The organism is Neptuniibacter halophilus, assembly GCF_030295765.1.
Taxonomy (GTDB): domain Bacteria; phylum Pseudomonadota; class Gammaproteobacteria; order Pseudomonadales; family Balneatricaceae; genus Neptuniibacter; species Neptuniibacter halophilus.
On the sequence record NZ_AP027292.1, the window covers coordinates 2,378,959 to 2,390,990 of the forward strand.

A 12,032-nucleotide genomic window follows, 5' to 3' on the forward strand; every position below is an offset into this window, starting at 1 on the left:
AATAAACGGTTGACTTTGAATGAGCGCAAAGTAGAATATGCGCCTCGCTTGAGACGAAACATCAAGCAACGCTCTTTAACAATTTGATCAGATAATTCGTGTGGGCGCTTGTTGAGACAACGCAACATTTACTTGTCTAGACAAGCAACCAAGTGAATTCATTTAAGCGATTTACAAATAGGTTTAACGTTCTTAAGAATGTTATCCGGTTGTTTAGTACTAGAGCCCGTTACCACATTCCTGGTAACACATATGATTTAAACTGAAGAGTTTGATCATGGCTCAGATTGAACGCTGGCGGCAGGCCTAACACATGCAAGTCGAACGGTAACAGGACTAGCTTGCTAGTTGCTGACGAGTGGCGGACGGGTGAGTAACGCGTAGGAATCTACCAAGTAGTGGGGGATAAGCCAGAGAAATTTGGTCTAATACCGCATACGTCCTTCGGGAGAAAGCAGGGGCTCTTCGGACCTTGTGCTATTTGATGAGCCTGCGTGAGATTAGCTTGTTGGTGAGGTAATGGCTCACCAAGGCAACGATCTCTAGCTGGTCTGAGAGGATGATCAGCCACACTGGGACTGAGACACGGCCCAGACTCCTACGGGAGGCAGCAGTGGGGAATATTGCACAATGGGCGCAAGCCTGATGCAGCCATGCCGCGTGTGTGAAGAAGGCCCTAGGGTTGTAAAGCACTTTCAGCAGTGAGGAAAGGGGTGTAGTTAATACCTGCATCCTGTGACGTTAACTGCAGAAGAAGCACCGGCTAACTCCGTGCCAGCAGCCGCGGTAATACGGAGGGTGCGAGCGTTAATCGGAATTACTGGGCGTAAAGCGCGCGTAGGTGGATTGGTCAGTCAGATGTGAAAGCCCCGGGCTCAACCTGGGAACTGCACCTGATACTGCCAGTCTAGAGTACGGTAGAGGGTAGTGGAATTTCCTGTGTAGCGGTGAAATGCGTAGATATAGGAAGGAACACCAGTGGCGAAGGCGACTACCTGGACCGATACTGACACTGAGGTGCGAAAGCGTGGGGAGCAAACAGGATTAGATACCCTGGTAGTCCACGCCGTAAACGATGTCTACTAGCCGTTGGGGGACTTGATCTTTTAGTGGCGCAGCTAACGCGATAAGTAGACCGCCTGGGGAGTACGGCCGCAAGGTTAAAACTCAAATGAATTGACGGGGGCCCGCACAAGCGGTGGAGCATGTGGTTTAATTCGAAGCAACGCGAAGAACCTTACCAACTCTTGACATCCTGCGAACTTGCTAGAGATAGCTTGGTGCCTTCGGGAACGCAGAGACAGGTGCTGCATGGCTGTCGTCAGCTCGTGTTGTGAAATGTTGGGTTAAGTCCCGTAACGAGCGCAACCCTTGTCCTTATTTGCCAGCACGTAATGGTGGGAACTCTAAGGAGACTGCCGGTGACAAACCGGAGGAAGGTGGGGACGACGTCAAGTCATCATGGCCCTTACGAGTTGGGCTACACACGTGCTACAATGGCCGGTACAGAGGGCCGCGAACCTGCGAGGGTAAGCTAATCTCAGAAAACCGGTCGTAGTCCGGATTGGAGTCTGCAACTCGACTCCATGAAGTCGGAATCGCTAGTAATCGCGAATCAGAATGTCGCGGTGAATACGTTCCCGGGCCTTGTACACACCGCCCGTCACACCATGGGAGTGGATTGCACCAGAAGTAGCTAGCTTAACCTTCGGGAGGGCGGTTACCACGGTGTGGTTCATGACTGGGGTGAAGTCGTAACAAGGTAGCCCTAGGGGAACCTGGGGCTGGATCACCTCCTTAACGAATGCCGCGTCTCGGCAAGCGTTCACACGAATTATCTGATCAGAAAGTGAAGAGAGCGGAAAGGTAGCTACTAAGTCTGTAGGCTAAGTGGTTTATTTGCCTGGATTTTTGCGAAGAGCAAGGCGCGGGCTGAGCGAATGAGGGAGTGTACATAAGTACATGACCGAATGAGCGAAGGCAGCAACGCCGCACTGCGTAAAAAGACACGCAAAGAAATAGGCTTGTAGCTCAGCTGGTTAGAGCGCACCCCTGATAAGGGTGAGGTCGGTGGTTCAAGTCCACTCAGGCCTACCAAATTTCCACAATGCTGCGTTGTGGCACGACTCGCATAGTACACTATGCTTCGCCGTCCCACGCCTTGTCTTGTGAAAATTACGCTGTATGGGGCTATAGCTCAGCTGGGAGAGCGCCTGCTTTGCACGCAGGAGGTCTGCGGTTCGATCCCGCATAGCTCCACCATTACTCTTAAGAGTTTTAAAACATAACGCATACTGATGCCTTATCTTTTAAAGCTTTTGCTTTAAACGCTCTTTAACAATTTGGATTTGATTCATTTGATTTAGATTTGACATGTAGATTTTCTACATGCGCCAATTCGGCGAAATCTATCGTTACTTTTACAAGTTACTGTGATCCAGACGCCTTCGGGTTATATGGTCAAGTGACTAAGCGTGCACGGTGGATGCCTTGGCAGTCAGAGGCGATGAAGGACGTTGTAGCCTGCGATAAGGCTAGGGGAGTCGGCAAACAGGCTTTGATCCTAGCATTTCCGAATGGGGAAACCCACCTGTTTACAGGTATCTTATAGCTGAATACATAGGCTATAGGAGGCGAACCCGGGGAACTGAAACATCTAAGTACCCGGAGGAAAAGAAATCAACCGAGATTCCCTAAGTAGCGGCGAGCGAACGGGGACCAGCCCTTAAGCGGTATTGTAGTTAGCAGAACACTCTGGAAAGTGTGGCCATAGTGGGTGATAGCCCCGTATGCGAAAACTTATATACCGTGAAATCGAGTAGGACGGCGCACGTGAAACGCTGTCTGAATATGGGGGGACCATCCTCCAAGGCTAAATACTCCTGACTGACCGATAGTGAACCAGTACCGTGAGGGAAAGGCGAAAAGAACCCCTGTGAGGGGAGTGAAATAGACCCTGAAACCGTGTACGTACAAGCAGTGGGAGCCGTTTTCGGACGGTGACTGCGTACCTTTTGTATAATGGGTCAGCGACTTACTTTTAGTGGCAAGGTTAAGCGTTTGCGGAGCCGTAGGGAAACCGAGTCTTAATAGGGCGTCCAGTCGCTAGGAGTAGACCCGAAACCGAGTGATCTATCCATGGGCAGGTTGAAGATGCGGTAACACGCATTGGAGGACCGAACCGACTGTCGTTGAAAAGCCAGCGGATGACTTGTGGATAGGAGTGAAAGGCTAATCAAACTCGGAGATAGCTGGTTCTCCTCGAAAACTATTTAGGTAGTGCCTCATGTCTCACCATTGGGGGTAGAGCACTGTTTCGGCTAGGGGGTCATCCCGACTTACCAACCCGATGCAAACTCCGAATACCAATGAGTGCAATCATGGGAGACACACGGCGGGTGCTAACGTCCGTCGTGGAAAGGGAAACAACCCAGACCGCCAGCTAAGGTCCCAAAGTTCATACTAAGTGGGAAACGATGTGGGAAGGCTTAGACAGCTAGGAGGTTGGCTTAGAAGCAGCCACCCTTTAAAGAAAGCGTAATAGCTCACTAGTCGAGTCGGCCCGCGCGGAAGATATAACGGGGCTAAGTATGACACCGAAGCTGCGGATGCCATTTATGGCATGGTAGAGGAGCGTTCTGTAAGCCGTTGAAGCTCAAGCCGTAAGGCAGGGTGGAGGTATCAGAAGTGCGAATGCTGACATGAGTAACGATAAGGGAGGTGAAAACCCTCCCCGCCGGAAGACCAAGGGTTCCTATCCAACGCTATTCGAGGTAGGGTGAGTCGGCCCCTAAGGCGAGGCTGAAGAGCGTAGCCGATGGGAAACAGGTTAATATTCCTGTACTGCTCACAACTGCGATGGGGGGACGGAGAAGGCTAGGCCAGCGCGGCGTTGGTTGTCCGCGTTTAAGGTAGTAGGTTGAGTGCTTAGGTAAATCCGGGCGCTTAAGACCGAGAACTGATGACGAGGTCCCATGTGGACTGAAGTGGTTGATGCCATGCTTCCAGGAAAAGCCTCTAAGCTTCAGGTTGTGACTAACCGTACCCTAAACCGACACAGGTGGTCAGGTAGAGAATACTAAGGCGTATGAGAAAACTCGGGTGAAGGAACTAGGCAAAATGGCACCGTAACTTCGGGAGAAGGTGCGCCGCTGATGGTGATGAGACTTGCTCTCTAAGCTGTTGGCGGTCGAAGATACCAGGTGGCTGCGACTGTTTATTAAAAACATAGCACTCTGCAAACTCGAAAGAGGACGTATAGGGTGTGACGCCTGCCCGGTGCCGGAAGGTTAATTGATGGGGTTAGCGTAAGCGAAGCTCTTGATCGAAGCCCCGGTAAACGGCGGCCGTAACTATAACGGTCCTAAGGTAGCGAAATTCCTTGTCGGGTAAGTTCCGACCTGCACGAATGGCGTAACGATGGCCACACTGTCTCCACCCGAGACTCAGTGAAATTGAAATAGCTGTTAAGATGCAGTTTACCCGCGGCTAGACGGAAAGACCCCGTGAACCTTTACTACAGCTTCACAGTGGACTTTGATATTACTTGTGTAGGATAGCTGGGAGGCTTTGAAACCTTGTCGCCAGATAAGGTGGAGCCAATCTTGAAATACCAGCCTGGTAATATTGAGGTTCTAACCCAGGTCCCTAAGCGGGATCGGGGACATTGTGTGGTGGGTAGTTTGACTGGGGCGGTCTCCTCCCAAAGAGTAACGGAGGAGCACGAAGGTACCCTCAGCATGGTCGGAAATCATGCAATGAGCGCAAGAGTAGAAGGGTGCTTGACTGCGAGACAGACACGTCGAGCAGGTACGAAAGTAGGTTCTAGTGATCCGGTGGTTCTGTATGGAAGGGCCATCGCTCAACGGATAAAAGGTACTCCGGGGATAACAGGCTGATACCGCCCAAGAGTTCACATCGACGGCGGTGTTTGGCACCTCGATGTCGGCTCATCACATCCTGGGGCTGAAGCCGGTCCCAAGGGTATGGCTGTTCGCCATTTAAAGTGGTACGCGAGCTGGGTTTAGAACGTCGTGAGACAGTTCGGTCCCTATCTGCCGTGGGCGTTTGAGATTTGAGAAGAGTTGCTCCTAGTACGAGAGGACCGGAGTGAACGAACCTCTGGTGTTCCGGTTGTGATGCCAATTGCATTGCCGGGTAGCTATGTTCGGACGGGATAACCGCTGAAAGCATCTAAGCGGGAAGCCTCCTTCAAGATGAGATCTCACTGGGACCTTGAGTCCCCTAAAGGGCCGTTTAAGACTAAGACGTTGATAGGCGGGGTGTGGAAGCGCTGTGAGGCGTTGAGCTAACCCGTACTAATTGCCCGTGAGGCTTGACCATATAACGCCCAAGGCGTTTGGCAAGTGACTTGTAAGTGCGAAAGCACGACGATAGAGAGTAACGAATTGACGGTATGTAGAAAGCAGTCAAAACTCTAAATCAAATACTAAGAAGAATCAGATCCGAGTTGTAACAGTTTTGCTTGGCGACCATAGAGTTGTGGAACCACCTGATTCCATCCCGAACTCAGACGTGAAACGCAACATCGCCGATGGTAGTGTGGGGTCTCCCCATGTGAGAGTAGGTCATCGCCAAGCATCTAATTACGAAGAACCCCTATCGCTTACGCGGTAGGGGTTTTTTCGTTATTGGCCCGCGTTATCTTCGGTCACTACAACGGCGCCCGCAGGGTCAGAAACCGGTTTCTGATCATGGTAGGTCATCACAGACAGCCCACCTGCGAAACACCGGGTAACCCAGCCTAACGCGTTAACAGACTCCGTAGGGTGCCAATAGCGAAGCGTATTGCACCGATAACACCGATTCTTGCCAACCCTACCGACAAAGCACCGGCTTACGCTACGCTAACCTAGCCCACGTAGTTAACAGACTCCGTAGGGTGCGAATAGCGAAGCGTATTGCACCGATAGTTCCCATTCCTGCCAACGCCACCGACGAAACGCCGGGTTACGCTGCGCTAACCCAGCCTACGTAGTTAACAGGCTCCGTAGGGTGTGAATAGCGCAGCGTATTGCACCATGTTTCGTGCTTGTTGTTATTGGTGTAGCGCGAGGCTATTAACAATGTCTTCTTTCAGGTCGGCATAGTCAAAATCGCTGATGCCAAGGAAGCTGAGGATTGGGCTCAGGTTAAGAAGGGGGGCTTTGTTATCAGGTATGCGCCAGAAATGGCGATATACGTCACTGATGTCTCTGGCTAACAGTAGCAGGCAGAGGCGCAGGCGCATCTCTTCGCTTTCGTCGGGGGGCTCTGCAAACGTCTGCTCATAGTAAGGCTGACGGCGGATCGCTTCTGCTGTACTTTCGCTGATGTGCCATTTTTTAGCCAGGTTTGCACTAAGTTCGTAATGGCTGATGTCATAACGCTCGATTTCCCGGTTATGGATTTCGGTCAGGCTGCAGCCATTCATGCCCCGCAGGAAGTCTTTAAAATCAGGTCTGGCCTGCATAAGGATCGGGATACCGCTATCGTGAAGCATGCCCAGAGTGTAGGCTTCATCCCGGTCAAGATTCGTGAACTGCAGTGACAGTGCGGAACTGATCTGAGCGACCTCCGTTGCGGTGTCCCAGAAACGCTCAATCGTGCCTAATTTGTTCAAGCTGTTTTTCAGCGTGGCCAGACGTATGATGGTGAACACCCGCTTGATGCCAAGCAGTGATACCGCCCGTTCGACCGATGTGACCTCGCTGCTGATTCCGAAATAGGAAGAATTCACAGTAGCGATCACTGAGGTGTAGAGAGCAACATCTTGTTTGATCAGATCGCAGATGCGCTGAATGTCGGGTTCTGTGGCTCTGAGCGCTTCAGTGATGCCGATCAGTACCTCGGGACGAGCCGGGATGGCATAGCTTACGGATGTGGCTGGAATAGACGGCATACAACAATTCCAAATAGCTGATAAGATAGAACGTGCCGCATTATACAATGTCTGACACTTTGTAATTCTATTATCTCGGTGTAGTTTCACAAGCCGATCAAGGTATAAGATTGTTTCCGGTCAATGCCGCCGACTATTGGGATTTCCTGATGCTAAAGATAGGTACTTTTACATTTAACTATGACTCTGTTGAGGATCGCATCCTCCTGGTTGGCAACCTGCATAACGAATCCCCGCGAATCGATTTCTGGCTTACCCGCAAGCTGGTACTTCGTTTGCTGTCTGCGGCGCCTGAGCTGATTGAAAAAACCTCTTCTGAGATAGCGGATGTGCCACAACAGCATCGTGCACAATTAGCTCAGTTTCATCATGAAAATGCCCGGCAAACGCTGCAAGGGATGCAAGAGGACGGCGCGTTGGTTGCGACTACACATGATCTGCTCAGTCGCCTCGATATCAGTCACCGGGATGGAATGTACCGGCTTACCTTTTTTACCGGCTCTGATGACCCGGTTGCTGTCAGTACGTTGCGTTACGATGAGTTGCATCAGGTCCTTCATCTGTTGCATCAGGGGGCTAAGGCGCTTGACTGGGGGGTAGCACCTGCGCTCTTTGAATCATCTCAGCACAGTCAGACTCTGCAATAACCATGAGTAAGCCTTTTGTTGCCCGCGGTTCGCGGGTGGATCGCTGTGCGGGCTGTCTGCTGGCAAAACGTGTTTGTATCTGCAGTTATAAACTGAGTTATCAGTCACGTGCCGGGTTTCTGTTGCTGATGCACCATAATGAAACTTTTAAGCCGACCAATACCGGTCGTCTCATTGAGGACTGTATTGCCGGTACTGAGCGTCATACCTGGTCACGCACAGAGCCTTCACAGGCGTTACTTTCGGCGATTAATGATCCTGCTGCGGATCCTTATATTGTTTTTCCGGAAGGCGTTGGCTACGAGTCCCGGATGGTGCCATTTGTGGATAAGCCGGGGAAACGGCCCCTGTTTATTGTGCTCGATGGTACCTGGCGACAGGCGCGACGTATGTTCAGGCATAGCCGGTATCTCGAACATCTGCCGGTGATTCAGCCGGTATCCGAACAGGCATCCGGTTACCGGTTACGAAAAGCGGCAGTTGAGGGGCAGTTATGCACCGCTGAGGTAGCGGCAGAGATGTTGCGTATGGCGGGTGACCAGGCGGGTGGGGATATACTGGCTGCCTATTTCTCGATCTTTAATGAGCATTATCGGGCAGCCAGATTGACCCGCCCGCTGATTGAGGATACTGAGGCTAAACAGCTTATCAGGGCGTACCAGCAGGCCTTCTGAGGTTGGCGTCGCTCTCACTCATCTAGCTTTCCAGCCAGAAGGTTACCGGGCCATCATTAACGAGGGATACCTGCATATCGGCAGCAAAGCGACCGCAGGCAATGTCTGGATGGAGTAAGCGGGCCTGACTGACAAAATAATCATAGAGTTCTTCCCCCAGCGCGGGTGGTGCTCCTGAGGAAAAGCTGGGTCTCAGCCCTTTGCGGGTATCCGCGACCAGAGTGAATTGAGACACAATCAGCAGGCCGCCATTAACCTGTTGCAGATTCAGGTTCATTTTGCCCTCCGAATCAGCGAAGATCCGGTAGCCGAGTATTTTCTTCAGCAGCTTATCCGCAGCGGCTTCGTCATCACCCTTTTCCACGCCTAACAGCAGAAGAATTCCCTGATTGATTGCACCGGTAATTTCACCCTCAACCTCTACCGAGGCGGATTTCACGCGCTGAATTAATGCCTTCATAACTTGCCTTGTCTCAGGGTTATTTATTTCGGCGGCATTATGCCAGCGACAGGGCGAAGTTGTCTGTAGCGCGGATCAGATTATCGGTGATCCCTTTCTCGAAGGCCGAATGTCCAGCGTCGCGAACAATATGCAGCTCAGATTCCGGTAAGGCATCATAGAGTGCTAATGCCTGTTCAATCGGGCAGACCATGTCGTAGCGTCCATGGACGATGGTGGTCTTCAGATGGCTTATTTTATGACAGTCATCAATGATCTGATTGGGTTTGATAAACGCCTGATTAATAAAATAGTGGGCTTCAATACGTGCCATGGCGAGGGCGAAATGCGGATCTGCAAAATGATCAACAATATCGTGATTCGGCGCCAGTGTAGAGCAGCGTCCCTCCCAGACCGACCAGGCCTTGGCTGCTGACATGCGGGCAATCTCGTTGTCGGCGGTCAGGCGTTTGTAGAAGGCTCTGAGCATATCTCCCCGTTCACTTGCCGGGATCACCTGTTCGTACTCTTTCCAGTAATCGGGGAATATGGCACTGGCGCCACGCTGATAGAACCACTGAATATCCTGATCTCTGCAGAGGAAGATACCGCGCAGTATCATGCCCAGTACCCGTTCCGGGTGTGCCTGAGCGTAAAGCAGAGCCAGGGTTGATCCCCATGAGCCGCCAAAAAGCAGCCACTGATCAACATTGAGGGCTTCTCTGATCTTTTCCATGTCGGCGATCAGGTGATCTGTGCTGTTTTCTTTCAGTGAGGAATGGGGCGTTGACCGACCACAGCCGCGTTGATCGAATAGAATGATGCGGTATTTTTCCGGATCGAAGAAGCTGCGGTGAGCAGGCGCTGTACCGCCCCCCGGGCCACCATGAATAAATACGACAGGTATGCCTTTCGGGTTACCGCTTTCTTCTACATAGAGGCTATGCAGATCGGAAACCTGAAGCTGAAATTCATGATAGGGGTGGATGTCGGGATAGGGTACGCGCATAGAGCCTCCGCTGCCGCATGGGTGACCTGAACGCTGACTAGTATAAAGAGCAATGCGGGGGCAGGCTATAAGATGCAGGCAGAAAAAAGGCAGCCATCTGGCTGCCTTTCGGGGTTTGCTTAGCTCTTCTTGGCGCGCTTACGCTCGTTTTCTTTGAGCAGTTTCTTACGCAGACGGATATGGTTCGGCGTTACTTCAACCAGCTCGTCGTCTTCAATAAAGTCCAGCGCCTGCTCCAGAGTGAAGCGAATAGGCGGTGTTAGCTGGATGTTTTCGTCAGAGCCGGAGGCACGAACGTTGGTCAGCTGCTTACCTTTGGTTGGGTTAACTGCCAGGTCGTTGTTGCGGCTGTGAATACCCAGAATCATGCCTTCGTAGACTTCGATGTTTGGATCGATCGCCAGACGGCCACGGTCCTGCAGGTTCCACAGGGCATAGCCCAGTGCTTTACCGGTAACCATGGAAACCAGTACGCCGTTGATACGGCTGACCACATCACCCTCTTTAACCGGACCGTAGTGGTCGAAGATAGAGGTCATGATGCCGGTGCCGGAAGTCATGGTCAGGAACAGGGAGCGGAAACCGATCAGGCCGCGGGAAGGAATCATAAAGGTCAGGCGAACCCGGCCTTTGCCATCCACTTCCATATTGGTCATGTCGCCCTTACGTTTACCCAGCTCTTCGATAACGGAGCCCTGGTGTTCCTCTTCGACATCGATCATCACCAGTTCATATGGTTCCTGGATTTCGCCATCGATCTCTTTCTGGATTACTTCCGGACGGGATACGCCCAGTTCGAAACCTTCACGACGCATGGTTTCGATCAGTACGGAAAGGTGCAGCTCACCACGGCCGGAAACCTTGAATTTCTCAGGGGTTTCGCCATCTTCAACGCGCAGCGCCACGTTGTGGATCAGTTCGCGTTCGAGACGGTCTTTAATGTTGCGGCTGGTGATGAATTTACCGTCCTGACCTGCGAACGGAGAATCGTTTACCTGGAAGGTCATGGAAACGGTTGGCTCATCGACGCTCAGCGCAGGCAGTGCTTCAACTTTTTCCGGATCACACAGGGTATCGGAGATGTTCAGTTCATCGATACCGGTAATACAGATAATGTCGCCAGCGGTAGCGCTGTCTACATCAATTCGTTCCAGACCGTGGTAGCCCATGATTTTCAGTACACGGCCATTACGGACAGCACCTTCACGGTCAATCACTTTAACCTGAGTGTTGGTTGCAACGCTGCCGCGAGTTACCCGGCCAACACCGATTACACCCACGTAGCTGTTGTAATCCAGTGCGGAGATCTGCATCTGGAAAGGACCGTCCAGATCAACCTGCGGTGCCTCAACATGTTCTACTATTGCCTCAAAAAGGGGCGTCATGTCTTCTGACATCTCTTCCGGATCCAGTCCGGCGATACCGTTCAGTGCAGATGCGTAAACGATCGGGAAATCCAACTGTTCATCGGTCGCGCCGAGGCTGTCGAACAGATCAAATACCTGATCGATTACCCAGTCAGGGCGGGCACCCGGACGGTCGATCTTGTTGATTACCACGATTGGGCGCAGGCCCTGGTCGAAGGCTTTCTGGGTTACGAAGCGGGTTTGCGGCATCGGGCCGTCCACGGCGTCAACCAGCAGGCATACACAGTCGACCATGGACAGTACGCGCTCAACCTCGCCACCAAAGTCAGCGTGTCCCGGAGTGTCTACGATGTTGATACGGTAGTCATTCCAGCGGATAGCGGTGTTTTTAGCGAGAATAGTAATGCCGCGCTCTTTCTCCTGATCATTGGAGTCCATGATGCGCTCAGTGCCTTCATCACGACGGCCCAGAGTACCGGACTGCTGCAGAAGCTTGTCGACCAGAGTGGTTTTACCGTGGTCAACGTGCGCGATGATAGCGATATTTCTTAGCTTTTCGATCACGTGTGTATACCTGTGAGATATTTTTGCGAATGCGGAATTATACGTGTTTGGTGGGAAATTACTGCATATTTCTTAAGCAATTTGCGGATTGGCCTGGTGCTGATTTGTCTGCGAACGACATGCATCTTGATCTGGCTACGTCTTAAGTCGAAAACGCTGCATTGCGGTAGGCGTTTGGCGAAATCATGGAGTATTATGTTTAGCGCGATGGCGGTAGTAGACCTGAAAAGCTCTTCTATGCACTGTTGTGGTGCACTCTAAAGAGTCATGTTCTGTTTTGGTGCATTCTGGTGATTAGGATTAATCTGCAGGGCCTGTTTTTTCAGGGCTTTAGCGTAAAAGGTTATCTGGCATGGTAGTTGCTATCCATATCACCGACAAATAATTTCGATTTCTCAGGGTTGTGCATGACACAGCCTGGTAATTACAAA

6 protein-coding genes, 2 tRNA genes and 3 rRNA genes are annotated in these 12,032 nt (G+C 51.6%); 7 read left to right on the forward strand and 4 right to left on the reverse strand.

The window, feature by feature from the left end; translation table 11 throughout:
- Positions 1-259: 259 nt before the first annotated feature.
- The 5 genes from QUD59_RS11060 (at position 260) to rrf (ending at position 5,600) form a co-directional block, all read left to right on the forward strand.
- Positions 260-1,800: ribosomal RNA gene (locus QUD59_RS11060) — 16S ribosomal RNA — on the forward strand.
- Positions 1,801-2,020: 220 nt separating this feature from the next.
- Positions 2,021-2,097, forward strand: a tRNA-Ile gene (locus tag QUD59_RS11065).
- An 89-nt stretch (positions 2,098-2,186) separates the two neighbouring features.
- A tRNA-Ala gene (locus QUD59_RS11070) sits at positions 2,187-2,262 on the forward strand.
- 196 nt (positions 2,263-2,458) lie between these two features.
- Positions 2,459-5,343, forward strand: a 23S ribosomal RNA gene (locus QUD59_RS11075).
- A 141-nt stretch (positions 5,344-5,484) separates the two neighbouring features.
- Positions 5,485-5,600, forward strand: a 5S ribosomal RNA gene (rrf, locus tag QUD59_RS11080).
- The 16S, 23S and 5S rRNA genes sit together here with 2 tRNA genes alongside, the layout of an rRNA operon.
- 458 nt (positions 5,601-6,058) lie before the next feature.
- On the opposite strand, the gene QUD59_RS11085 is transcribed toward rrf, so the two are convergent.
- Positions 6,059-6,901: an HDOD domain-containing protein gene (locus tag QUD59_RS11085; protein ID WP_286237058.1), complete on the reverse strand. Its 843-nt coding sequence runs from the start codon at positions 6,899-6,901 to the stop codon at positions 6,059-6,061.
- A 149-nt stretch (positions 6,902-7,050) separates the two neighbouring features.
- On the opposite strand from QUD59_RS11085, the gene QUD59_RS11090 reads away from it, so the two are divergent.
- On the forward strand, positions 7,051-7,548 hold the full coding sequence (locus QUD59_RS11090) for a hypothetical protein (RefSeq protein WP_286237059.1): 498 nt from the start codon (positions 7,051-7,053) through the stop codon (positions 7,546-7,548).
- Positions 7,549-7,550: 2 nt separating this feature from the next.
- A complete protein-coding gene (locus QUD59_RS11095; RefSeq protein ID WP_286237060.1) occupies positions 7,551-8,222 on the forward strand; it encodes a tRNA-uridine aminocarboxypropyltransferase in 672 nt (223 codons plus the stop codon).
- A 22-nt stretch (positions 8,223-8,244) separates the two neighbouring features.
- Here QUD59_RS11095 and dtd read toward each other — a convergent pair whose 3' ends face one another.
- The 3 genes from dtd to typA form a co-directional block, all read right to left on the reverse strand.
- Entirely contained in the window at positions 8,245-8,682 is a 438-nt protein-coding gene (gene dtd / locus QUD59_RS11100) for a D-aminoacyl-tRNA deacylase (protein WP_286237061.1), read from the reverse strand.
- A gap of 37 nt (positions 8,683-8,719) precedes the next feature.
- Positions 8,720-9,670, reverse strand: a complete 951-nt coding sequence (gene pip, locus QUD59_RS11105) for a prolyl aminopeptidase (RefSeq protein ID WP_286237063.1) — start codon at positions 9,668-9,670, stop codon at positions 8,720-8,722.
- Between the two features lie 119 nt (positions 9,671-9,789).
- A complete protein-coding gene (gene typA / locus QUD59_RS11110) occupies positions 9,790-11,601 on the reverse strand; it encodes a translational GTPase TypA (protein WP_286237064.1) in 1,812 nt (603 codons plus the stop codon).
- Between the last annotated feature and the right edge of the window lie 431 nt (positions 11,602-12,032).